Below are 24424 nucleotides of genomic sequence, written 5' to 3'. Positions count from 1 at the left end.
CTTGATCCGGGAGGGCATCGTGGACCTACAGTTCATTGGGATCGACCCCAACACCGGGGGCGAAGGGTCGCCGACGGTGTGGGTGGAGGAGGAGACGGCCGACCTGGTCCTCCAGGGCATCAAGGCCGAGGAAGCGCTGGAGGCACTGGTCAGTGGTACGGAGTGGGTCGCCGGTCACGCGGTGGGAATCCCCGCCCATGAGACGGTGATCCGTATCCCCGCCCGCCTGGTGCCGATTCTGAGGGAGGCGTGCGATGTCGCAGAACGGCGTGCCGGTCTTCGCTGAGCTGCTGGCTGGTACGCGCCGCAGCGCGGTGCATCTGGAGATGCGTGACGCGTACGGCGTCGGTGACGAGGCTGATGAGTTCGAGCAGTTCAAGCGCACCGGTCACGTCGATCTCGATCCGACGGCACGGTGGTGGCCCGGATGGCTGGGCACCGTACGGGAGGCTGTCGGTCGTGGAGTGGTGATGCGCCGGGCCCGGATCGTGTCCGAGCCTGTGACGGACTACATCCGCTGGGAGCACGCCGCCACCCCGCTGAACGTCGAGGCGGGAGAGCTGGTGCGCTGGCTGCCTCGCCGGCGGGCCGTGGACATTGCCCTGCCGGGGGCCGACTTCTGGCTCTTCGACGACCGCCTGGTTCAGTTCAACATCTTCACCGGGGACGGCGACTGGGCGGATCCGCCCAAGGAATTCAGTGAGGACCCCGCCGTGGTCAAGCTCTGCTCCGACGCCTTCGAGGCTGTATGGGAGCGCGCCGTCGACCACGAGAAGTACACCGTCTGATCCGCACCTCACTCCATGCCCGCCTCCCCTTCCTCCAGCGCCCAGGCAGCCCGTGAAGCGCTCGCCGTACGCCTGACGCACCTGCGCAAGGACGCCGGCCTCACCGGAAAAGAACTCTCCGCCCGGTGCGGCTGGCACCCTGCGAAAACCACCCGCATCCAAAAAGCCGAGGTGCAGCCAACCGACGGGGACATCCGCGCCTGGTGCACCGCCTGTGGTGCCGCAGACCAGGCCGACGACCTGAACGCCACCGCCCGCGCCGTCGACTCGATGTACGTGGAGTGGCGCAGGAGCCACCGGACCGGCATGCGCAAGACCCAGGAGGACATCTACGACCGCTACGCGCACAGCGGCGTCACCCGCGCGTACGTCTCCAACGTCGTGCCCGGCTTCTTCCAGACCCCCGCCTACGCCACGGCCTTGATGGAGGCCATCACCGACTTCCAGGGCACTCCCAACGATGTCTCCGAGGCCGTCGCGGCCCGTGTCGCCCGGAGCCGGTTCCTGTACGAGGGCGGTCACAGGTTCGTCGTGCTCATGGAGGAGTGCGTTCTGCGCTACCGCGTCGGCGATGCCGACACGATGGCCGGACAGCTCAGGCACCTGCTGACAGTGATGCCGCTTCCTTCTGTCTCGCTAGGCGTCATTCCCTTCACCGCGCAAAGGACGATGTGGCCGCTGGAGGCGTTCTACCTCCACGACGGCGCCCACAGCGTCGTGGAGACCCTCACGGCCGAGGTCAACGTGGTGCAACCACGCGAACTCGCCGACTACCGCAAAGCGTTCGGGGAACTGACGAAAATGGCCGTCCACGGCAACGCCGCCCGCGCCTTGATCGAGACGGCGATCACCTTCCTCGGATGACGTCGCGCAATTCTCCGCAATTTCGTTGAGGTGAAACTCCGGCCCTCCGTACGGTCGTTGGCGTCGCCGGGCAAGTCCAGGCTCCCCTCGGCGACAGTGGAGGAGAGTCCCGCCCGTATTCCCCCGTTGCGGGCGGGACGTCCCGGCTCAAAGGAGACGACCCCCGTGAGCGTCATGACCAGACCCGCCGCAGTGGGCCCGCCCGGCTATACCGAAACTCTCTCGTGCGAGCCCGAGATGGCCCGTCGTGCCCGACGCCTTGTCACGGTCGCGCTGAACACCTGGGGCATAGGCGAGTTGACCGATGCTGGCACGCTGATCGTCTCTGAGCTGGTGAGCAACGCGATCCGCCACACCTCCTGCCGTCTGATCCGGGTCTCCGTCCGGCGCGTCACAGACGATCTCGTACGGATCGGCGTCACCGACAAATCCCACGCTCTGCCGACTATGGATCGGGTCGCCGACGGCGATGAGACGGGGCGCGGCCTCGCACTCGTCGACGGGCTGTCACACCGCTGGGGCTACGACCAGATGCGCTGGGGCAAGACCGTCTGGGCGGAGCTGGCGGTCGCGGCGTGCTGACCTGACTGCCGCTGCCGGAAGGCGAACCGGTGGGCATCGCCGATCCGGAGTAATGCGTGGAGCTGGCCGTACCCCGCCGCACCGAGGGCACCATCGAGGTCCGCGTCCCGCGCCTGACACCCGCCTACCTCGTACGGCTCCGCACGGAAGCCGACCTGCGCTGGCGGTTGTCCGCACCGAAGTCATGCGCGCCAAGACCGCATGGCGAGGACAACACGGTGCGCGGCATGCCGAGGGGCGACGCCACGAGATCCACGGGCTTGCCCAAGTCGGAAAGCTCCTCCGCCACCAGGCCATGACGGCCGGCGCCAAGGGCGCGCCGGAGTGGGTCACTGCGGGTGCGGCCAGGATCCGCCGAGCGCGAGGACGCGAGGGCAGTGACAGCGACGCCTGGGCGTCCGTAATGGATGGCCTCTGCATTCTTGCGACGCCGGAAAGCCACAAGTGTGCAGTGAGCAAAGAGGATGCACGCGCTCCTCACAAGGCGGGTACAACCTCTGAGACAACTTGTCACGAGGCATTTCTTCGCCAAGCCCGCAGGTGAGCGAGGGTAATCGCTCTCTATCCACGGTATCGAACGATGTTCGAACGTGACTGAAAAGGTACGGCAGGTCCGCGGGGCCGTCCGGGGAGACGGCAGATCGAATCGTTCCAGCCGGTGCGACACCAAAAAGCGGTAACAGAATGGATAATTCCGCCCGCCGGGCGCGGCGAATTGCGTGTTGATGTCTGCTTTCATCCCTGGAAACCGGTGGGACTGATTCCCGCCCGTGTGCATATGACGTCCGCATGACAACTTGTGAGACCTCAGCAACCGCTGGGGTCAGCTTGCTTGTCTTCCGGCCGAGGGGAAGTTGATGCATTCGGCTACCCGGGCGCGGGGTTTTCGGCATGCCCGGAGAATGCGAAACCGCCTTCGTCGTCACTACTGCCACGGTCGCCGTGATGGTTGCGACGGCACCCGGCCTGGTGGAGGCTCCGAAACCAGAACGGCCCAGGTCAAAGTCCGCTGACGGTGCTGCCGGAGATTGAGTCTGCGCGACGGCGAGGGGCGTGAGGAAGCCTCCGGAGTTGAAGGCGGAGGCCGGGCTGAGTAACTGACGGACATACGCGGAGAAAGGTATGCAAAGTGAAGAGAGCCATTCTGGTCTCCTTAGCCACAGGGGCACTGCTGGCTGGCGGTGCCATCACGGCCGCCCATGCGGCTGACGCACCCGCCAGCCCGGCGGTGAGAGCGTCGGCTCCGGTGCACGTGGCCGAAGCGCGCGCAGACGGCAAGGCGCTGTTCACCGGCCTGTACTTCGGCCAAGGGACGGTCGGCGAGAAACTGCTGAAGAGCGACGCCTTCATCGGGGACCGCACCGGTCAGCTGAAGAAGAACGGAACCCCCGAGGCGCGGAATGCGATCACAAAGCTGGCGGCTGCGATCGACAAGGCTTCTCCCAGCTTCTTCTCCCAGTTCTCGGCAGACGTCCGTAGCGGCAATCCCTTCCGGGTCAAGGACGCCGTCGACGCCGGCACGGCCCAGATCGAGAAGATCGCCAAGGTGCAGTCGGACGACGGTACGGGCACCGGCACCTGCGCGGTCACCGTGAACGTCGTGGCGTTCGTCAACGTCGTGGGAGGAATCAACGTGGCCTCCCAGGCCAACGTGGTGCTCGAGCTGAACTTCTGGTGGTCGGCGCGAGCCGGTGACCTCGCCCCGGTGAAGAGCGATGAGCAGATCGCCGCCTTCACCAAGCAACTGCGCACGATCTGACCCACTTCACCACCGTGCGGCAGGCGGCTTCCCGGCTGCCTGCCGCACGCCACGCCCACCCCGGGCGAAGTTGGAAGGACACATGGGGTATGCCGAGGCAGAAGGACTGGCAAGACCGACTACCGCTGACGGTGGAACAGCCGCGTTCCAGCGTCGGCTTCTCCCGGCGCTGGGTGATGCTGACCACCGTGGCCTGGCTGCTGCCCGCGCTGTACGTGATTCAGATTCACCTCCCGGGCAACACCCTTACCTTCCCTGGGCAGACCACTGTTGCGCCCACCGTCAGCCGGCTGGTTCCCCAGGGCTGGAGCTTCTTCACCAAGTCGCCTCGCGACAGCGAACTGCAGCCCTACGTTCTACGTGACGGTGCCTGGGAGGATCGGCTGCTGGCCCCGCACGGTGCCCCGCACAACGCCTTTGGGCTCAACCGCCGCTCGCGCTCCCAGGGCATCGAGATGGCGCTGGTCCTCGCGGAGGCTCACGGGCTGCGCTGGACGAAATGCGACCGCGACCTGGCGGCGTGCCTGGGCCAGGCGAAGGGGCCGGGCAAGGTCGCCAACCGGGTTCCCGAACCGACCCTTTGCGGCCGGGTGGCGCTTGTGGAGCAGAAGCCAGTGCCCTTCGCCTGGCGCGACATCATGCACACCACCCACACCCCTGACCGCCTCACCGTCCTGGACGTCACATGCTGAGCCGCACGCCAGTGCATGCCCCCTCCCCCTGGACGAACATCTACGGCCTCACCCGCACCCTCCTCGCGCTCGGCACCCTCCTCACCCTGGCCTTCAGCGACTCCGCGACGCTGTTCCGCCCGGTGGCCTTCCAGGGCAACCACCCCACGTGCCACGGGGTCGAGGCCGGCGGTGCCTTCTGCCTCATCCCCCGCGATGATCTGGACGTCATGCGATGGGCCTGCGTGGCGGTCCTGCTCGTCGTGGCCAGCGGTTGGCGGCCGCAGCTGACCGCACTTCCCCACGCCTACATCAGCTTCAGCGTCTTCACCGGCATCGCGATCGGTGACGGCGGCGACCAGATGACCGCCGTCCTGACCCTGCTGCTGATACTCCCCGCTCTCGGTGACCGTCGGCGATGGCACTGGAGCACTGCCGACTCCGCCGCCGAGCACCCGCGCTGGCTGCTGCTGGCCGGTGCGAGCGCGCTGATCGTCGTGCGGCTGCAGATGTCGGTCGCGTACTTCCAAGCCTGTGTGTCGAAACTTCCGCACGCAGAGTGGGCGGACGGCACCGGCATGTGGTATTGGGGAAACAGCCTGGCTTTCGGGGCACCTGGATGGCTGCATCCACTGGTCGGCCCGGTGCTCGCCAACCCCGTCGGCGTCGCCGCGCTGACCTGGACGCCGCTGTTCATCGAGATCTCCCTGTCAGCTGCACTGCTGGTACCGCAGCGCGTCCGATACGTGCTCCTTGCGGCTGGCATGAGCTTCCATCTGTGCATCGCCGTGATGATGGGCCTGTGGAGCTTCGCGCTGGCGATGTGGGCGGGCCTGCTGCTCCTGTGCCTGCCGCTGGGCGGGGAGTTGCGCATGCGCAAGCGGCCCGCCGGTCACGAATCCTCCGACCAGCAAGAACGCAGCAAGGCGACTGCCCTGGACTCGGAGAAACCGGCCTCACGAGCCGCGGCCACCAGCTGAAACGCGGCTTCACGCAGTCGCGCCTGCGCCGGGACGGCGATCACCACGGCACCCCGGCCGCGACGGAGGTCGATCAATCCCTCGTCACGCAGCTGCTGATAACCACGCAGGACGGTGTGAATGTTGACCTCTAGTAGCCGGGCCACCTCCCGGGCGGCGGGCAGCCGGTCGCCGGGGCCCAGGCCGCCCTCGGCCAGCGCCCGCCGTACGGCGGTGGCGATCTGTTCCCCCAGTGGGACGGCAGAGCCGGCGTCGATACGAATCAGCATCTCAGCGGTCCCGTCGAGCGTCCCTGGCCAGCAGGTCGCTCAGCAGCCCGGCCGCCGTCGCGGCGTCATCCACAGCCACCACGAACTCCCGGCCGTCATCCAGCTCCAGCCACAGCGCCTGTCCGGACCGCAGCGCAAGTCCGCGCCTGCTCTTGGTAATCCGGTATCCCCAGCCTCCCAGGTCCGGCAACGGCCGGACCTGGGAGGCCCATGCCTTGTCGATCCGCTGAAGCGGGATGTGGATCCGGGGCACGGGAAGCAGTGGCGGCCGGATGGTCAGCCCGCCGCCGTCGACAATGACCCGGGCGCCGGCCAGCGCCGCGAACAACAGCCCTACCGGCCACAGCCAGAAACCAAGTACCCAGCTGAGAACACCCGCGGCCACGGCGACGACCGAGCCGAGCACCCCAGCGGCTATCAGCCACTGTGGACCGACACTACGGACCCATACGGCCTTCTCACCCGGCCGCAGGCCCACGGTTCCAGAGGCTGCCGACTGACCTGTGTCAGTGGGGTGCTCCCGAGACATCAGCACCCGCACCCCGCCAGCAGCGGCCACGGCCAGGGCCGCGGCAACGGCCAGGTGCCACAACGGCATGCGCACCTCGTCAGAGGTGCTGGCATCGGCGTTCACCAGCACCGCCACCGTGAAGAGATACCCCAGGGAGACGGCCGCAGCCGCAGAAGTGGCGTAGATCGACCGCAGAGCGAGCGATCCCCGTACCGCACCCCGGGACAGCCCCAAGCCGAGGGTGAGCAAGGTCAGCTCGGAGATCAGCAGCATCTCCACCGGGGACGCGGAGCGGTTGGCATCTCCCCCCTCGCCGAAGTGCACGGCCATGGGATCCGGCAGGTCCGACCAAGACACGGCGAACACCACGGCAACCACCAACGCGGCCACCAGACAGGGCAGCCCGGCGAACCACTGCAACGGACCCGGCTGCTGGCCATGGGAACTCCGGTAGGGGCGATCCATTCCGCCTCCTCATGTAGTTATTCGATTAGGACTAGAACAATTAGATGATAGGTCGATCGCCTCGACATTGTCCGCCGTGTTCTGGCCACATCCGCAGCGAGGGCCTGGCTGCGCTGTGTGAGACGGCAGCCGCCGGTCGCCCGGGCTGGCTGCTCAGGAGAAGCTCCGGCGCGAAGAGCGGGAGGCTGAGGCGACGCGTCGCCGTATCGCCGAGATGCAGAAGCAACTCGGAGCCGGGTCCTGAAGCTGAGAGCAGCCGGGTTGCGTGAGCGATGCGTGAGCGGACGGGGAAGCAGCCAGTTAATGTGACGTCATGTACGGGCGGCCAGCAAGTCTCTGACCAGGGAGAACAGGACCGAACGCGATCAGTGAGCACCACCCGGCACGATCTTGCAGGCCCTCGTCATGCGTAGGTCTCGGGTTCGAATCCCGAAAGCGGCTCTCTCGGAAAGGCCCAGGTCACGTTATCTGATCTGGGCCTTTGTCGTTTTCTTGATCGGTGTGCGGTTCGGTCGGCCTCTTCACCGCGTCAGCCCCGCCTTCGCGCAGGCGGCCCGCAGTTGCGGTGTGCAGATCTGGGCGATGGTGTACACGCCGTCCTTGACGAGGGTCTGCTTGATGTTGGCGGTGGTCACGGCGACCGGGTTGAGAAGCACGGACGGGATGTGGCGGGTGGTGGGGCTGTCCGTCGTCGTCGTGGCGATGGTGTGCAGCTTCTCGCCGCGGCCCAGGGCGACGGCCATGGCCGCGGCCGCTTCGGCTTCGGCGCGGAAGGACTTGTACACCGTCATGGACTGCTCGCCGTCGACGATGCGCTGGACCGCGTCGAGGTCGGCGTCCTGGCCGGTGACCGGGGGAAGGCGCCGGACGTGGGCGGTCTTGAGCGCGGAGATGACGCCTGCGGCCATGGCGTCGTTGGCGGCCAGGACGCCGTCGATCCGGCCCGGGCCCAGGGCCGAGATGGCGGCGGACATGTTGGCGTTCGCGTTGTCCGTGCTCCAGCCCGAGGTGTCGTAGGAGCGGCCGATCCTCACCTTGCCCCGCAGGACGGACAGTGCGGCCCTCTTGTACGTCGCGGCGTTGGTGCTGGTCGGGTCGCCGTTCATCATGACGATGGTCCTGTTCTTGGTCGGGGCGGGCATGGCCTTGAGGAGAACCCGGCCCTGCAACGTGCCGACCTGTACGCCGTCGAAGCTGACGTAGCCCGAGACCGGGCCGTCGGCGAGCCTGTCGTAGGCGACGACGGGGACGCCCGCGTCGTGCGCCTCCTGGACGGTGGAGCGCAGCGCCCTGTTGTCCGCGGCGCCGAGGACGATGACCCTGGCCCCCTTGGTGATCATGGCGATCATCTGTTGCCGCTGGGCCGTCGAGTCGTCGTTCGCGTTCGCGTAGGCGACGTCGCAGTGCGGGCAGAGCTGTTTGATCCGTTGCTCGATCAGCGGCTTGTCGGAGTTCTCCCAGCGGGGCACCACCCGGCTCGGCAGCAGCAGACCGACGGTGAAGCTGTCCGTGGTGGCTGCTCCGTCCCCGGTACAGGCGGCCGAGGGCACGGCCAGCACGCCGGCGACCAGCGCGCCGGCGACATACCGCGCACGAGACGCCACGCGTTGCCTGCGATACGTCATGATCGGTCACCGTCCTCGGCGCCCGGGTCCGCGCCCACGGAAGCGGGTTCACGGCGCGGTACCGCTATCTCGCTGCACACCTGCTTGCCGCCGGCCATCGGCACGGTGCCGAAGGACTCCGACACCGCCTCGACCAGGAGCAGCCCCCGGCCGCCGGTCGACTCCCAGTCCACGATCACGGGCCTGGCGGGCGCCCGGGGAGAGGAGTCGCTCACGCAGACGCGCACCCGGCCGCCGCGGAGCGTCAGGTCGAGCCGGACCGGTCCTTGGGTGTGCACCAGCGCGTTGGTGACGAGTTCCGACACCACCAGCAGCACCGGGTCGGTGGCGTCCTCGACCTTCCAGCGGCGCAGGGTGCGCGCGGTGAAGCGGCGGGCGTGCATGACGGCGTCGGGCAGCCGCCACACCGCCCAGCCCGAGCGGATCGGCCGGGTCTTCATGCCGTCGTAGCGCAGCAGCAGCAGCGCCACGTCGTCCTCACGACGACCGTGGTCGCCCAGCAGTTCGTCGGCCACCCGTCCGGGATCCGACGGATCGGTCGCGGCGAGGGTGGCGAGGGCGCGGCGCATGCCCTCGTCCAGGGACAGGTCGGCGGCCTCGACCAGCCCGTCGGTGACCAGGGCGAGCAGCATTCCGGGCGTCAGCGCCACCGCGGTCATCGGGAATTCGGCGTCCATGGAGATGCCCAGCGGAAGGCTGCCCTCGACCTCGACCTCCTCGGTGCCGCCGTCGGGATGGCGCAGCAGCGGTGCGACGTGCCCGGCCCGGACGAACAGGACGTCGCCCTCGTCCATGTCCAGTTCGGCGTAGCAGCAGGTGGCGAACAGATCCGTCTCCATGCCGACGAGGAGGCGGTTGGCATGGGAGACGACCACGTCGGGCGGGTGGCCTTCCACCGCGTACGCCCTGACCGCGGTACGCATCTGTCCCATGATCGTCGCGGCTGCGGCACTGTGGCCCTGCACGTCGCCGATGACCAGCGCCACCCGGTCCTCGGAGAGGGCGATCACGTCGTACCAGTCGCCGCCCACCTGCAGTCCCCGACGGGCGGGCAGGTAGCGGGCGACGGCGATCCCGCCGGGGAGCTCGGGCAGACGCCGCGGCAGGAGGCTGCGCTGCAGCATCGTCGCGAGTTCCTGTTCCGCGTCGTGGGCGTGGGCGCGGGTGAGGGCCTGGCCGGCCAGTGAGGAGGTGGCGGTGAGCAGTGAACGTTCCTCGGGGAGGAACTCGTGCGGCCGGTCCCAGCCGATCAGGCACACGCCGACGGCCCGGCCCTTGGCGGGCAGCGGCAGGACGGCGAGGCCTCCTGGGCCGATGCCGTCGAGGCCCGGCTCGCAGGCGGCGCCTGCCGGCCGCAGGTCCACACGTCCGTCACGCAGAGCCGCCCGCAGGGTGGGCAGGGCGCTGAGGGGTGCGTCGGGCCACTCCGAACGCCACTGGGGGCGCCATGTCCGCGGCCAGGCGGCGGGCTGCGGCGGGTCGAGCAGCGTGACCTGGAGCCGTTCGTCCTGCAACTCGGCGAGTGCCACCCGGTCGGCGCCCAGGGGTTCGCGCAGGGCGGTGACGGCCACCTGGCTGACGTCGCGCACGGTGGTGGCCTTGTCGAGCGCGGCGGTCAGCCACTGGATCCGGGAGACGTCGTCGGCGCCCCGGTGCAGGACCGAGGTCGCCGTCACCACACCCAGCACCTGCTCCGGCCTGCCGTCGGCACCCGCGGCCACGCGGCACCTCAGGCTCAGCCAGCGCATCTCACCGGTGGGACAGCGGACGCGGAAGTCCAGTTCGCGTCGGCCGAACGTCCGGGTGGACGGCTCCAGCACCGACATCAGGGCGGGCAGGTCTTCCGGCAGTGCGTACGCGAGCAGGGAGTCCGCCTTGCCGTCGAAGTCGTCCGGCTCGATGCCGACCAGTTCGCGCAGCGTCTCGTCCGCGTCGATGACGCCGGTTTCCGGTACCAGGACGAAGGAGCCGACGCGCATGCGGCGCAGGGCGTACGCCAGGGGTGCCGACGACGGCCCTCCCGCGGCCCCCGCCTCCAGTACACCGGCGACCACGGTGGCGTAGCGCTCCAGGAAGCGCTGCTGCTCGGCTTCGAAACCGTTCTCGCCGGCGCTCACGACGACGAGGCAGCCGAGGCGTCCGTCCCCGGTGCCCAGCGGCAACGCCCCGAGGGATGTCCGGGCGCGCGGCGGCGCCGGACACCCCTCGGGGCAGGAGGCGAGTGCCGAGGGGGTCAGCCACACGGGACGCGAGTCGCGCAAGGCGCGGGCCGCAGGCGAGCCGCCGGACAGGGCCAGGCGCTCCGGCAGTCCGTACTCGGCAGGGGCGCAGCCGGCCGTGTCCACCGAGCGCAGGGCGTCGGCTCCCGCGTCGGGCACGTAGAGCACGACCAGCGCCGCTCCGGCGAAGGCCAGGGCGCGGATGCCCGCGGGGGTCCCCGGCTCCGGCGGCGGGCCGGTGCCCGCGACGCCGGGCCCGGACGTACCCGGCCGCGAGAGCCCGGCCCGGGCGCTGCCGTGCTGAGGCATGTCCGCATCCACCTCCCGTCCGTGCCGGGGGTGCCGACCTGCTGCCACTGCGCACTCCTTCTCCCCAGAATCGCATAGAGGGACAGAAGGTACAGATTGCCGTCAGGTCGGTCGCGTGGCACCGCGTTCGCAGTTCACCGTGGCCGGTGTCAGACTGGCGAGGCGGTGGTTTTGCCGCTTTCACCCGATACGGGCGAGCGCGGGCCGAGACCTCGCCTCGCTCCGGCGGGCCACGCCGCTGCACCGCGGGCGCAGCCGCACGGCCTTGGGGAGGAGGGAGGCCTCGCGCATGAACACCTGCGTCCGGGACACCGCCCTTGCCCTGGCCGTGGTCTCGACGGCCGTGACCCTCACCGCCTGCGGATCGGGCGCCGGGGACACCCCCGGCTCGGGGAGCACCCGGACGATCGGCCTGCTGCTGCCGGACTCCACCACCCCCCGCTGGGAGGAGCAGGACAGGCCCCTGCTGGAACAGAAGATCCGGCAGCTGTGCGCCGACTGCAGGATCGAGCACGCCGACGCCAAAGGTGACGTGGCCATCCAGCAGGAACAGATGGACTCGACGATCGCCCACGGGGTCGATGCCATCGTGCTGGCGGCCGTCGACGCCAGGGCCATGGCCGCCGCGGTGGGAAGAGCGGCCGCCGCGCACATCCCCGTCATCGCCTACGACCGCCTCGCCGAGGGCCCGATCGCGGGCTATGTCTCCTTCGACGCCGAGGAGGTGGGCAGGTTGCAGGGCAAGGCGCTGCTGACGGCCCTGGGCGCCCAGGCGCACGGCGGCCGGATCGTGATGATGAACGGCGACCCCGGCGACCCCAACGCGCTGTCGTTCAAGCAGGGCGCGCTGTCCGAACTCCGGGGCAAGGTGACGATCGCCAAGGAGTACGACACCCCGCAGTGGAGCGCGGAGACGGCGGACCAGAACATGGCCGCGGCCATCTCCACCCTGGGCGCCGGCAGCATCGACGGCGTCTACGCGGCCAACGACGAGCTCGCGGCCGGCAGTATCGCCGCCCTCAAGGCCGACAAGGTCAGCCCGTTGCCGCCCGTCACCGGGCAGGACGCCGAGCTCGCGGCCGTACGACGCATTGTCGGCGGCGACCAGTACATGACGGTCTACAAGCCCTTCGGACCCGAGGCTGCCGCGGGCGGCGCCATGGCCGTGGCCGCCGCGCGCGGCCGGCCCCTCGACGAGGTGGCCACCGGGCGGGTGAGAACCCGCGGGGGCGCCGAGGTTCCGGCCGTGCTGCTCACCCCGGTGTCCGTGACCCTGGCCACCGTCAAGAACACCCTGGTGAAGGACGGTGTGTACACGATCGGACAGATCTGCGCCCCGCCGCTCGCGCGCGACTGTCATCGGGTCGGACTCACCTGACAGGCGGGACCGGCCGTCCCAGGCCCCGGAAGGAGATGATTCTCTTGCCGCCCCCCTTGCTCGCCCTGCACGGCGTGTGCAGGCGCTTCGGAGTCGTCGAGGTCCTGCGGGACATCGAGCTGGAGATCCACGCCGGCGAGGTCGTCGCCCTGCTCGGCGACAACGGAGCCGGCAAGTCCACTCTGGTCAAGGTGATCTCCGGGGTCGTTCCCGCCGACAAGGGGAGCATCGAGTGGGAGGGCCGGCCCGTTCACATCAGGCGTCCGCAGGACGCCCGGGACCTCGGCATCGCCACCGTCTACCAGGACCTGGCGCTGTGCGGAAGCCTCGACGTCGTCGGCAACCTGTTCCTCGGGCGGGAGATCCGCAGGTTCGGCTTCCTCGACGAGGTGGAGATGGAGCGCCGCACCACGCAGCTGCTGGAGCGCCTGACCCGGAGCGTCCCCGATCTGCGCGGTCCCCTGGTGTCACTGTCCAGCGGGCAGCGGCAGACCGTCGCCATCGCGCGCTCGCTCCTCGGCGACCCGCGCGTCCTCCTGCTGGACGAACCGACCGCGGCGCTGGGGTTCGAGCAGACCACCGAGGTCCTCGACCTCGTCGACCGCCTCCGCGACCAAGGCCTGGGGATTCTGCTCATCAGCCACAACATGGGTGACGTGAAGGCCCTCGCGGACCGGGCCGCCGTGCTGCGGCTCGGCCGCAACAACGGTTTCTTCGACGTGAGCACCACCTCCCAGGAGCAGATCGTCTCCTCCATCACGGGTGCCACGAGCAACGTGCCCCGCCGGCCGGCCCACCGAGAGGCCGAGTGGTGAAAGGGATACGCGACATGCCGGACGAGACGCGGGCCGATCCCACGGCGGCCACCGCGAGAGCCCGTCAGCGCCGTGCCGGGCGGGCCGTCAGCCGTGCCGTGGCGGGTTGGATCGCCGTCCGGCGGCGCAGGCTGCGCGCCGGTGAGCTGGGCTACCTGCCCGTCACCCTGGTCCTCGCCGCGGTCTGGATCATCTTCCAGGGCCTGGATTCCACCTTTCTCTCGCCCCGGAACCTGTCCAACCTCAGTGTGGACATCGTGGGCACGGGGTTCATCGCGGTCGGCATCGTCTTCGTGCTGCTGCTCGGTGAACTCGACCTGTCGGTCGGTTCGGTCAGCGGGTTCGCCGCCGCGGTCTTCGCGGTGCTCAACGTCGACAACGGCGTGCCGGAATGGCTCGCCCTGATCGCCGCCGTGCTCACGGGCACCGCGGCGGGAACCGTCCAGGGGTACTCCGTCGCCAGGACCCGGGTGCCGGCCTTCGTGGTCACCCTCGCCGGGCTGCTGACGTGGAACGGGCTCATGCTCGCCATCCTCGGCACCAGCGGCACCATCAACCTCCACGAGGACGGGCTCGTCGCTCACCTCACCGGCTACTACTTCACCGACGACGGCGTCGGCTACGCGGTGGCGGCCCTCGCCACGGCCCTGGTCTTCCTCGCCTCCTACCTGGACAGGCGCCGCCGCCGGGCCGTCGGCATGCCGCACCGTCCGCTGCACACCATCGCGGTGCGCACGGGAGCAGTGGCGGTGATCGCGTTCGGCTCCGCCTATCTGCTGAACCAGTTCCAGGGCCTGCCGCTGGCTCTGCTGATCTTCCTCGTCACGGTGGCGGGACTCGACGTCGTGCTCCGGCGCACGCACTACGGCCGGCAGGTCTACGCACTGGGGAGCAGTGTCGAGGCGTCCCGTCGCGCCAGCCTCAACGTGACCGCCGTACAGACGGCCGTGCTGGCGGTCTCCGGCACCCTGGCGGCGACCGGCGGTCTGTTCCTGGCCTCGCGCATCACGTCGGTGAGCCAGAACTCCGGTTCCGGGGTCCTGCTGCTCAACGCGATCGCCGCCGCCGTCATCGGCGGCACCAGTCTGTTCGGAGGGCGCGGTACGACCTGGTCCGCGGTGCTCGGCATCCTGGTCATCCAGTCGATCGCCTCCGGCATGGCCCTCACCGACACGCCCACCGCCGTCCAGCTGGTGATCACGGGCGGGGTGCTCTTCGTCGCGGTGGTCCTCGACTCACTGTCCCGGCACACCCAGCAGGCGCACGGGCGCGCCTGACGGCGACGGCCGGGAACAGAGGGTGGGTATATTGAACAAAAGGGACATTTTGGTCCGAGTGGCCCGGGAGGCGCGAGGGAAGTACCGATGAGGCCCAGACCCGTCCTCCGCTGCACCGCTTCCGCCCTCTCCGCACTGGTGCTGCTCAGCGCCTGCAACGGCGGCTCCGGCAGCACGGCCGCGTCGAGCGGCGACAAGCCGGTCGTCGGCGTCGACTACCCGCGCTCCGACACGGACTTCTGGAACGCCTACATCAAGTACACGCCGGAGTACGCCAGGCAACTCGGCCTCTCGCTGAAGACCACCAACTCGCAGAACGATGTCGCCAAGCTCGCCGCCAACGCGCAGACACTCATCCTCCGGGGCGCCAAGGGCATCGCGCTGGCCCCGCAGAGCACCTTTGCCATCGCGCCGATCCTGGCGCAGTTGCAGGCGGCGAAGATCCCGGTCGTCACCATCGACACCCGCCCCGACACCGGCAAGGTCTCCATGGTGGTCCGTGCCGACAACCGCGCCTACGGCGAGAAGGCGTGCCGGTACCTGGGCACCAAGCTGGGCGGCAAGGGCAAGGTCGTGATGCTCCAGGGCGACCTCGCATCGGTCAACGGTCGTGACCGCACCGAGGGGTTCGACGCATGCATGAAGGCGAACTACCCGGACATCAAGGTGCTCGGAGAGGTCACCAACTGGGACGGGGACGTCGCCGCGCAGAAGCTCCAGACCGACCTGACCACCGACCCGGACGTCAAGGGCATCTACATGCAGGCCAGCTTCGCCCTGTCCAGCACGCTCCACGTGCTCAGGCAGCAGGGGCTGTTGGTCGGCCCGAGGGACCCGAAGCACGTGTTCGTCGTCTCCAACGACGGCATTCCCCGGGAGCTCAAGGACATCTCCGACGGCGACATCGACGCCACCGTGTCCCAGCCGGTCGACCTCTACGCCAAGTACGCCCTGTACTACCTGAAGGCCGCGATCGAAGGGAAGACGTTCAAGCCGGGCAGGACCGACCACCAGAGCACCATCGTGCGGGTCCGCGACGGACTTCTGGAGGACCAGCTCTCCGCCCCGCTCGTCACCGTCGACGGCGGCACGTACGGCGGCGTCCCCAGCCTCAAGAGCACCGACACGTCTCTGTGGGGCAACAATCTCGACTGACCTGAGGGTGGGAAAACGCTGTAGAAGAAGGTGTGAATCAGACCGAAGTCAGGACCGGCACCGCACCTGGGGCAACATCTTGGTGAACGGTGAGTGGCGTGCGGTCAGGCACGGGCACCGCCGTCGGCCGGATGGGGTGAGGGGCATGGTGGAGCCGAGGCTCGGGGTGACCGTGGTGACCATGGGGAACCGGCCCGACGAACTCGACGCCCTGCTCAGGTCCGTCGCCAAGCAGGATCTCGCACCCGCCCGGATCGTGATCGTCGGCAACGGCTGCCGGCTCCCCGACGTCGCCCGCCGCCTCGACCTGCCCGGCGAGGTGACCCTGATCGAGGTCGAGGACAACCTCGGCTGCCCGGGCGGCCGCAACGTCGCCCTCACCCGGCTGCGCGCCTTCGGCGACGTGGACGTCGTCGTCGAACTGGACGACGACGGACTGCTCGTCGACGTCGAGGTGTTCCGGCACGTCCGCGACCTGTTCGCGGCCGACCCCCGCCTCGGCATCGTCGGTTTCCGGATCGCCGACGAACACGGCGCCACCCAACGGCGGCACGTGCCGCGCGTCGGCAACGCCGACCCCCTGCGCGGTGGGTACGTCACCGGGTTCCTCGGCGGCGGTCATGCCCTGCGCATGGACATGTTGGCCGAGATCGGCGACTGGCCTGCGGAGTTCTTCTTCGCGCACGAGGAGACCGACCTCGCGTGGCGGGCCGCCGACGCCGGCTGGCGGATCCTCTACGCGCCCGAGCTGCTGCTCCAGCACCCCCGTACCTCGCCGGCCCGGCACGCCGTCTACTTCCGGGTGACCGCTCGCAACCGGGTCTGGCTGACCCGCCGTCGGCTGCCGCTCCCGCTGATCCCGGTCCACCTGGGGGTCTGGACACTCATCACCCTGCTGCGCACCCGTTCGGCGGGCGGGCTGAAGGCCTGGTGCGCGGGTTTCGCGGAGGGCCTGCGCGAGCCGGCGGGGGAGCGGCGCCCCATGCGCTGGCGCACGGTCTGGCACCTCACGCGACTCGGACGCCCACCGATCATCTGAGAAACGCTCCGCAGAACGCAGAACGCAGAACGCAGAACGCAGAACGCAGAACGCAGAACGCAGAACGCAGAACGGGGAGCGGAGAGCGGGACGAGGGCCCCGGTCGTTCACCTCCGCCGACCGGAGCCCTCTCGCGTCCCCGGATCCAGGCCTGCGGCGACACTCCCCCGAGTCAGCGCGCCATGCGCTCGCGCCGTCGGGCCCGATCCGATACGAAGATCACATCAAGGCTCGCCAACGGATCGCTAACATGTGGCCAGCGGTTCTCCCGGCGGTCGCCGACCAGTTGGCGCGAAGCCGCCGTAGAACTCCGGGATGCAAGCCGGAATCCCTGCGGATTCCGGCTCCGACCGGCACGGAGAAGATGGCGGGAATCCGACCCCGACTGGATGGGATTCCGCCACGATCCACGGGCAGGATCCAGGGACCGGCGGGCGGTTCCGCCGTGCGGCGCGGTCTGCCATGACCGCGCGGGAAGGCGATGGGGCGGAGCGATGCGGCGGTACGAGCTGCGGTTCGGACTGCTGGGGCCCCCTGTTCTCATCGACGCGGACGGCGTCCGGTCCATCGGCAGCCCCAAGGTGCGTGCGCTGCTCGCCGCGCTGCTCCTCGACGCCGGGCGGGTGGTCTCCGTCGAGTCGCTCAAGGAGGCGCTGTGGGGCGGGGCGCCCCCGGTGTCCGCGCAGGCCTCGCTGCACAACCACGTCACCCGGTTGCGCCGGCTCCTCGACGACCCGGAGCGGCTGCGTGCCGTACCACCCGGGTACCTGCTGCGGCTGGACGAGGGGGAGCTGGACGTCGACCTGTTCGACGCGCTGGTCGTACAGGCGCGTGCGGCGCACGGGCGACAGGAGTGGGTGCCGGTGCTGCGTGCCTGCGCCGACGCGCTCGCGCTCTGGCGCGGTACCCCGCTCAGCGGACTTCCCGCGGACTTCGGCGGCTACGCCTTCGTGCAGCGTCTGGAGGCGGCCCGGCTGCTCCTGCTGGAGTGGCGCTACGACGCGGAGCTCGCCCTCGGCGAGGACCGCCCGGCGGCCCTGGTACCCGAGTTGGCGGCGCTCGTCGCCGAGTATCCGCTCCGGGAGGCCTACCACCGTCAGCTGATGCTCGCCCTGCACCGGACGGGCCGGCAGGCGGAGGCACTCGCCGTCCATCGGGACCTGCGCAACCGTCTGAGGGACGAGCTGGGCATCGAGCCGGGGGCGGCGGTCCGGGAGGCCCACGTGGAGGTGTTGCGGGGGAGCGGGGCGGTGGGGGAGGACGCGTCGCACGGGAGCGCACCGGAGCCCGCGACCGGCGACGGCGGCCATGGCGATGGCGGCCATGGCGATGGCGGCCATGGCGATGGCCGCCATGGCGATGGCGGCCACGGCGATGGCGGCCACGGCGACGGCGGCCACGGCGACGGCGGCCACGGCGACGGCGGCCACGGCGACGGCGACGGCGGCCACGATGACCGTGACCGTGGTGTCGGTGACGCCGGTGCAGGCGTGGGGGTCGACGGTGGTGCGGGTGCGTCGTGGCCGGTCGGGCGGTTCCCCGCACCCCCCTGGGACGCGTCCGTGAACAGTCGGCCGGAAGGCGCGGACCTCGATGCACCCGCTGACTCCGGCCCCGGTTCTACGCGCGGCGACTCCCCGACGCCCCCGCCCGCCCAACTCCCGCCGCCCCCGGCGCACTTCACCGGGCGCACCGGTGTCCGTGCGGAGCTGTGCGCCGCCCTCGCCTCGCCGCCCGGCCCCGCCCTCGCCGTCGTCAGCGGTATGGCCGGGGTCGGGAAGAGCGCGCTCGCCCTGTACGTGGCCCATCAGCTGAGGGAACGTTTCCCCGACGGCCAGCTCCACCTCCACCTGCACGGCGCCACCCCGGGCGTGCCCCCGCTCACCCCTGGTCAGGCGCTCGCCGCGCTGCTGCGGGACCTCGGCGTCGACCCCCGGCACCTCCCCGAGCACCCCGACGCGGCCGCCGCCTTGCTGCGCTCCCTGCTGGCGCCGACCCGCACCCTGTTGCTGCTCGACGACGCGGCGAGCGCCGCGCAGGTACGGCCGCTGCTGCCGGGGGGTCCCGGCTGTGCGGTGATCGTCACCAGCCGGTCGCCGCTCACCACGCTCGACGGCGCCCGCCGTTTCCCGCTCGGGCCGCTGACCGGCGAGGACAGTGCGGCGCTGCTGCGCGCGGTCAGCGGGCGGGACGAGATCGGCGCCGGTCACCCGCTCGTCGGACTCACCGGCCGGCTGCCGCTCGCCCTGCGTGTGGTCGCCGCCCGGCTGGCCGCCCGCCGCGCCCTCACCCCCGACGTGCTCGCCGGGCAACTGGCGGCCACCGAAGACAGGCTGCACCACCTGGAGTACGACGACCTGAGCGTCCGGCGGTCCCTCGCCGTCGCCCATGACGCCCTCGCCGCCGCCGACCGGTTGTCGGACCGGGACGCCGCCGACGCCCTGCGCCACATCGGCGCCCTCGACCTGTCCACCTACGGCGCCCCCCTGATCGCGCAGCTCACCGGCACCGACGAGGGCCGGGCCGAGGCCGCCCTGGACCGGCTGGTGGACGTGGCCCTCCTGGAGGAGACGGCGTACGGCCGGTACACCCCGCACGACCTGGTGCGGGACTTCGCCCGGGAGCTGGCCGAGGACACCGACCGCACCGAGACCGCGCTCCGCGCCCTGCGCTGGTTCGCCGCCGTCGCCGATCTCGTCCTCGTCGCCATCCTCGAACCCGGCCTCGACCGGGGCGACCGCCGCCGCCCCACCACCGCCCAGCCCCCCGAACACCAGCCGTACGCCGCCTCCCTGCCGCCCTTCGAACGCGCCGAGCACGCCTTCGCCTGGGGCGATCTGGAGCTGGAGAACATCGTCGCCCTGGTGGCCCGGTACGCCGACACGCCGGACGCGCGGATCAGCGCCCACCTCTCCACGCTCGTCCGGCTGCTCTTCCCGTACGTCCTGCGCAGCGGCCGGGTCGCCGAGACGGAGGTGCTCGGCACGGCCGCCCTGGCCGCCGCCCGCCGCCTCGGTGACGAACCCGCCGAGGCCTACGCCCTGGGCGACCTCGCCGGGCTGCGCTTCCTGACCGGCCGCCAGCGGGAGGCCCTGGCCCTGACCGACCGGGCGCTCGCCATCTGGCGGCGGCTGGACGTGACGTCCTGGATCCGCCGCTGCCTGAACAACCGGGGCCTGCTCCTCGAAGGGCTGGGCCGGTACGAGGAGTCGGGCGAGGCGCTGCGGCAGAGCCTCGACCACTCCCGGCTGCTGAACGACCCCTACGGCGAGGCCGTCACCCGCAGCCACCTCGGCAACCTCTACGAGCACACCGACCCGCGGGCCGCCATCGAGGAGCACCGGCGGTCACTGGCGATCGGGGACGCGATCGGCGCCGTCATCGTGCAGCACTCGGCGCACTGCAACATCGGCTTCGCCCATCTCACCCTCGGCGAACCGGCCGCGGCCGTCGTGCACTTCGAGGAGAGCCTGCGGATCCTCGGCGGGCACGGCGACTGGCACGGCGAGTCCCAGAGCCGGCTCGGCCTGGTCCGCGCGCTGCGCGGGCTGGGCCGTCCGGACCGCGCCCACCGGGAGTGCACCGAACTCCTGCGGCGCGCCGACGTCCGCGCCGACCGCTACACCGGAGGTCTCGCCCGCCACCAACTCGGTCTGCTCCTGCGCGAGCTGGGGCGTACGGGGGAGGCGTACGAGGTGTGGCGCGAGGCCCTCACGGCCCTGGACGGCACGGACGAAGCCGATGTCCTGGCCGAGCTGAGGACGCTGCTGGCCGCGCGGGACTGATCACTTGGCGTCGGCATAGCACTCCACCACCGCCGTCGTGAACGGGAACCTGACCGGCGTCGGCCCGAACGTCAGCCGTCCCGCCAGGTCCGCCGCCTCCCGGATGGCCGCGACGACCGCCTCGGTCTCCTCCTGCGGGCAGTGCACCATCACCTCGTCGTGCTGGAAGAAGACCAGCTCGGCCGCCATGTCCGCGCAGGCCCGGCGCAGCGCCGCCAGCATCAGCAGGGCCCAGTCGGCGGCGCTGCCCTGGACGACGAAGTTACGGGCGAAACGGCCCCTGGCACGGGAGTCGGTGGAGGTGTGGCCGGGCACCCAGCCGTCGGCCGAGGCTTCCTCCGTCTCCTCCTGGGGCATACCGCCCTCTTCCGTGCCGTCGCCCGCCCCGGCCGCGGGCGGGCAGGTCCGGCCCAGCCAGGTGCGCACCAGCCGGCCCTCCTCGCCCGCGCGCGCCGCGTCGTCGACGTAGGCCACCGCCCTGGGGAAGCGGCGTCTGAGCGCGGCCAGGTTCTTCAGGCCGTCGCCCGAGGTCTGGCCGTAGACCGCGCCCAGGACGGCGAGCTTGGCCTGCTGGCGGTCGCCGGAGAACGCGCGGTCGGAGACGGCCTGGTAGAGGTCGGCCTCCCGGCCCGCGACCTCCATCAGCCCCGGGTCGCGGGAGATCGCCGCCAGCACCCGCGGTTCCATCTGGTCGGCGTCGGCGACGACCAGCCGCCAGCCGGGGTCGGCGACCGCCGCCCGCCGGATCACCTTGGGGATCTGCAACGCGCCCCCGCCGTTGGTCACCCAGCGCCCGGTGACGGTGCCGCCCGCGTGGAATTCGGGGCGGAACCGGCCGTCGCGCACCCAGTCCTGGAGCCAGGACCAGCCGTGCGCCACCCAGATCCGGTACAGCTTCTTGTACTCCAGGAGCGGTTTCACCGCCGGGTGGTCGACGGACGAGATCTCCCAGCGGCGGGTCGACCTCACCTTGATCCCGGCCTGGGCGAAGGCCTTGACCACATCGGCGGGCTGGTCCGGGCGGACCCGCCTGCCGAACGCGGCCGACACCTCGGCCGCCAGTTCGGCGAGCCGGCGCGGTTCGCCGCCGCCCGCGTACCGCTCGCCGAGCAGTTCGCGCAGCACCTCGCGGTGGACCTCGGCGCTCCAGGGCACGCCCGCGCGGTTCATCTCCGCGGCGACCAGCATCCCCGCCGACTCGGCGGCGGTCAGCAGCCGCATCCGGTCCGGGTGTTCGGCCCGGTCGTGCCGTCGCTGCTGCTCGGCGTAGACGGCGAGAAGGTCGCCGAGCGTCAGCGGGGTCGTGGTGCCGTGCGGCTCGAACAGCGGGGACTGGGCGCCGGGCTCGGCCGCACGCAGGGGCGGATCGGACGGTACCGGACCGCCGCGGAGGCGGGCCAGGGCGGCGGCGGCCGAGCGTGGCTCACCCGACCGTCCCTCGTGGCCCAGCAGAAGTGTCTCGGCGTCCTCGATGTCGTAGCACCGCTCCACTCGCACCCCCGTGGCGAGCAGGCGCGGGTAGACCTCGGCGGTCGACCGCCACACCCAGCGTGTGACCTCCGGGCGGTCCCTGACCGCCGCGGCGAGATCGGGTTCCCGCCGCACCGGGCCGGCGGGCAGCCCGTCCGGGCCGAGGGGGGCGAGATCCACGCCACCGTCCTCGGCCGGAGCGAGAGCCCACCGGTCGGTCATGCCGAGAGTGTGGCAGGCGGCACTGACAAGGAACCTGACCTGCGGGTTCGGTGGTCCTCGGCGGGCTCTCAGCCGGTTTCGCCCCCCTGGGGCCCGGCCGCCCCGTCCGTCGCCTCCGCCGCCCCGTCGCGCTGCTCCACCACCAGGGCCAGCACCTGGGCGATGTACGCCTCGGTCGCCTGCTTGGTGATGCCCAGGCCGCTGAGGACGCCTTCGCCGTTCTCGTGTTCCAGGAGGGCCAGCAGCAGGTGTTCGGTGCCGATGTAGTTGTGGCCGAGGCGCAGCGCCTCGCGGAAGGTGAGTTCGAGGGCCTTCTTGGCCTCCGGGCCGTACGGGACGAGGTCGGGGACCTCGTCCGCGGCCGGCGGGAGCGCGGCCGTCGCCGTCTGGCGCACGGTGTCCAGCAGGACGCCCTGCGCGAGGATCGCCTTGGCCGCGAGGCCGTCCGGCTCGGCGAGCAGGCCGAGGACCAGGTGCTCGGGGCGGCCCTCCGGGTTGCGGGCCGCGAGTGCCTCGTTGTGCGCCGCCATGACCACGTTCCGCGCGCGCGGGGTGTAGCGGTTGAAGCCCTGGCTGGGGTCGAGCTCGGCCGACTCCTTGGGGACGAAGCGCTTCTGGGCCGCCTGCCGGGTCACGCCCATGCTCTTGCCGATCTCGGTCCAGGACGCGCCCGAGCGGCGGGCCTGGTCGACGAAGTGGCCGATCAGGTGGTCGGCCACGTCGCCCAGGTGGTCGGCGGCGAGCATCGCGTCCTGGAGCTGCTCGAGGGGTTCCGGGTGGACTTTCTTGATCGCCGCGATGAGGTCGTCGAGGCGTACGGATGCCGTGATGTTCGGGTTGGTCGCCATATGTCAACCGTAAGTTGACACCCGAGGGGTGTCAACCCGGAGTTGACATTCCGCGGGCCGGGGGCGGTGCGGCCGTCGTTGTCCACAGGGTGTGGACGACCGCGGTCCGCTGTCCGTGCCGCATGGCACGATCGACACGTGACCAGCAGCGAGCCCAGCACCGTCGACCGAGCCTTCCAGACCGCCCTGTACGACGGCACCGACTCCGGCCTCGACACGGGCGCGTCCCTCCTCGCGGCCGACTCCGCCGCGGACGCGGAACTGGAGCGCCGGGGCCGTGAGTTCGTCGCGGCGGCCTGGCGGCGCGGCTGGCAGCCCGCCGACGTCGTACGACTCGTACGACGCGAGCTGGACGAGCCGCACGTCCGCCTCGTCACCGGGCTGATCAGGGCGCAGGTGCCGGACGACCGCCCGCGCGGCCCCCGCTGGAAGGCCCAGCTCGACGCGCTGCCCGACGGCACCGCGCGCGTGGGCGACCGTTTCTCGCACGCCACCGCCGTCCTGGAGCTGTACCGGCTGCTGCTGCGGCTGCCCACCCTGGAGCCGCTCGACGAGCCGGGTTCCCGCGCGGACCCGCACCGGCCGGAGTCCCGCATGCTCACCCGGATCCGGGCGCTGCTCGCCAAGGCCGAGGCGACCGGCTACCCGGAGGAGGCGGAGGCGCTCAGCGCCAAGGCGCAGGAGCTGATGGCCCGGCACAGCGTCGACGAGGCGTTGCTCGCCGCGGGGGCACCCGCACCGCACGCGCCCGGCGCCTGCCGGATAGGGGTGGAGCCGCCGTACGAGCAGGCCAAGGCGGTGCTGCTGGACGCGGTCGCCACCGCCAACCACTGCCGTGCGGTGTGGAACGAGCCGCTGGCCTTCTCCACGGTCGTCGGGTTCGAGGCGGACCTGGAGGCGGTCGAACTGCTCTACACCTCCCTGCTGGTGCAGGCCACACACGCGATGACGAAGGCGGAGGCGGCACAGCGGGCGGGCGGCCGCAGGCGCACGAAGACCTTCCGGCAGTCCTTCCTGGCGGCCTACGCCCACCGGGTCGGCGACCGGCTGGCCGCCGTCGCGGAGTCGGCCGTGACCGGGACCGCGGCGACGGCGGACCTGCTCCCGGTCCTGGCGAGCAGGGAGCTGGCCGTGACGGACCGCATGGAGCAGATGTTCCCGGAGACGACCACGACCCGCCTGCGCGGGGTGACCGACGAGGCGGGCTGGACCGAGGGCACGAGAGCGGCCGACCGAGCACAGGTCAGGTCCCGCCCCCGACTCGGGCAGTAGGGCCTGTCTGTCAATTCCCGCCTGCCGCGCGACGCCATGCACGCTCCCCCAGCCTCCGGCCGGGGGCCCCACTCGCCGCACCGGGCCCTGACCCACGTACGTCCAGTACGTGGATCAGGGC

General features: G+C 71.0%; 20 protein-coding genes. 14 read left to right on the top strand and 6 right to left on the bottom strand.

The genetic code is table 11. From position 1 onward, the window contains the following. Window positions 1–19: 19 nt before the first annotated feature. From AB0958_RS04055 to AB0958_RS04025, 7 genes are all read left to right on the top strand, one after another. A complete protein-coding gene (locus AB0958_RS04055) occupies window positions 20–286 on the top strand; it encodes a hypothetical protein (RefSeq protein ID WP_366888727.1) in 267 nt (88 codons plus the stop codon). Further along, on the top strand, window positions 255–788 hold the full coding sequence (locus AB0958_RS04050) for a DUF6879 family protein (RefSeq protein ID WP_366888726.1): 534 nt from the start codon (window positions 255–257) through the stop codon (window positions 786–788). Before AB0958_RS04055 ends, AB0958_RS04050 begins: the two co-directional genes overlap by 32 nt. A 15-nt stretch (window positions 789–803) precedes the next feature. After that, a complete protein-coding gene (locus AB0958_RS04045) occupies window positions 804–1652 on the top strand; it encodes a helix-turn-helix transcriptional regulator (RefSeq protein ID WP_366888725.1) in 849 nt (282 codons plus the stop codon). Between the two features lie 174 nt (window positions 1653–1826). Further along, complete coding sequence (locus AB0958_RS04040) at window positions 1827–2234, top strand: ATP-binding protein (protein ID WP_366888869.1); 408 nt, start codon at window positions 1827–1829, stop codon at window positions 2232–2234. A 1129-nt stretch (window positions 2235–3363) separates the two neighbouring features. Beyond that, window positions 3364–3993, top strand: coding sequence for a hypothetical protein (locus AB0958_RS04035; RefSeq protein WP_366888724.1), 630 nt, complete (start codon window positions 3364–3366; stop codon window positions 3991–3993). 89 nt (window positions 3994–4082) lie between these two features. Further along, window positions 4083–4685: an SdpA family antimicrobial peptide system protein gene (locus tag AB0958_RS04030; protein WP_366888723.1), complete on the top strand. Its 603-nt coding sequence runs from the start codon at window positions 4083–4085 to the stop codon at window positions 4683–4685. Beyond that, window positions 4679–5644 (top strand): sporulation-delaying protein SdpB family protein, encoded by a 966-nt coding sequence (locus AB0958_RS04025; RefSeq protein WP_366888722.1) that lies wholly within the window; start codon window positions 4679–4681, stop codon window positions 5642–5644. Before AB0958_RS04030 ends, AB0958_RS04025 begins: the two co-directional genes overlap by 7 nt. Here AB0958_RS04025 and AB0958_RS04020 read toward each other — a convergent pair. The 4 genes from AB0958_RS04020 to AB0958_RS04005 all read right to left on the bottom strand — a co-directional run bounded on the left by AB0958_RS04020 (window position 5557) and on the right by AB0958_RS04005 (window position 11042). After that, the gene (locus AB0958_RS04020) at window positions 5557–5913 is read right to left on the bottom strand and encodes a GntR family transcriptional regulator (protein WP_366888721.1); all 357 of its coding nucleotides are present in this window, start codon (window positions 5911–5913) and stop codon (window positions 5557–5559) included. The two genes, AB0958_RS04025 and AB0958_RS04020, sit on opposite strands and share 88 nt — an antisense overlap. 1 nt (window position 5914) lies before the next feature. Next, window positions 5915–6889: a DUF1648 domain-containing protein gene (locus AB0958_RS04015; RefSeq protein ID WP_366888720.1), complete on the bottom strand. Its 975-nt coding sequence runs from the start codon at window positions 6887–6889 to the stop codon at window positions 5915–5917. A gap of 521 nt (window positions 6890–7410) precedes the next feature. Next, window positions 7411–8514, bottom strand: coding sequence for a substrate-binding domain-containing protein (locus tag AB0958_RS04010; RefSeq protein WP_366888719.1), 1104 nt, complete (start codon window positions 8512–8514; stop codon window positions 7411–7413). Continuing rightward, window positions 8511–11042: a SpoIIE family protein phosphatase gene (locus AB0958_RS04005; RefSeq protein WP_366888718.1), complete on the bottom strand. Its 2532-nt coding sequence runs from the start codon at window positions 11040–11042 to the stop codon at window positions 8511–8513. The genes AB0958_RS04010 and AB0958_RS04005 overlap by 4 nt, the downstream gene beginning before the upstream one ends. A gap of 289 nt (window positions 11043–11331) precedes the next feature. On the opposite strand from AB0958_RS04005, the gene AB0958_RS04000 reads away from it, so the two are divergent. From AB0958_RS04000 to AB0958_RS03975, 6 genes are all read left to right on the top strand, one after another. Continuing rightward, a complete protein-coding gene (locus tag AB0958_RS04000) occupies window positions 11332–12420 on the top strand; it encodes a substrate-binding domain-containing protein (RefSeq protein ID WP_366888717.1) in 1089 nt (362 codons plus the stop codon). A 35-nt stretch (window positions 12421–12455) separates the two neighbouring features. Next, complete coding sequence (locus AB0958_RS03995) at window positions 12456–13235, top strand: ATP-binding cassette domain-containing protein (protein WP_366888716.1); 780 nt, start codon at window positions 12456–12458, stop codon at window positions 13233–13235. A 14-nt stretch (window positions 13236–13249) separates the two neighbouring features. Next, entirely contained in the window at window positions 13250–14512 is a 1263-nt protein-coding gene (locus AB0958_RS03990) for a sugar ABC transporter permease (protein ID WP_366888715.1), read from the top strand. Window positions 14513–14599: 87 nt separating this feature from the next. Next, window positions 14600–15667, top strand: a complete 1068-nt coding sequence (locus AB0958_RS03985) for a sugar ABC transporter substrate-binding protein (protein WP_366888714.1) — start codon at window positions 14600–14602, stop codon at window positions 15665–15667. Between the two features lie 145 nt (window positions 15668–15812). After that, window positions 15813–16706: a glycosyltransferase gene (locus AB0958_RS03980; protein ID WP_366888713.1), complete on the top strand. Its 894-nt coding sequence runs from the start codon at window positions 15813–15815 to the stop codon at window positions 16704–16706. A 494-nt stretch (window positions 16707–17200) separates the two neighbouring features. Further along, window positions 17201–20491 (top strand): BTAD domain-containing putative transcriptional regulator, encoded by a 3291-nt coding sequence (locus tag AB0958_RS03975; RefSeq protein ID WP_366888711.1) that lies wholly within the window; start codon window positions 17201–17203, stop codon window positions 20489–20491. Here AB0958_RS03975 and AB0958_RS03970 read toward each other — a convergent pair whose 3' ends face one another. Both AB0958_RS03970 and AB0958_RS03965 read right to left on the bottom strand, forming a co-directional pair. Continuing rightward, entirely contained in the window at window positions 20492–22183 is a 1692-nt protein-coding gene (locus AB0958_RS03970) for a bifunctional 3'-5' exonuclease/DNA polymerase (RefSeq protein WP_366888710.1), read from the bottom strand. It lies immediately after the preceding gene. 68 nt (window positions 22184–22251) lie between these two features. Further along, window positions 22252–23031 carry a Clp protease N-terminal domain-containing protein gene (locus AB0958_RS03965; RefSeq protein WP_366888709.1) on the bottom strand — a complete coding sequence of 260 codons (780 nt, stop codon included), beginning with the start codon at window positions 23029–23031 and terminating at the stop codon, window positions 22252–22254. A 138-nt stretch (window positions 23032–23169) separates the two neighbouring features. Here AB0958_RS03965 and AB0958_RS03960 point away from each other — a divergent pair, with 138 nt between their 5' ends. Beyond that, a complete protein-coding gene (locus AB0958_RS03960; RefSeq protein WP_366888708.1) occupies window positions 23170–24303 on the top strand; it encodes a DUF2786 domain-containing protein in 1134 nt (377 codons plus the stop codon). Window positions 24304–24424: the final 121 nt, after the last annotated feature.

The organism is Streptomyces sp. NPDC006655, assembly GCF_040703965.1.
Taxonomy (GTDB): Bacteria; Actinomycetota; Actinomycetes; order Streptomycetales; family Streptomycetaceae; genus Streptomyces.
Note: the sequence above shows the minus strand (reverse complement) of the source record. Positions and strands in the feature narration are given on the sequence as shown.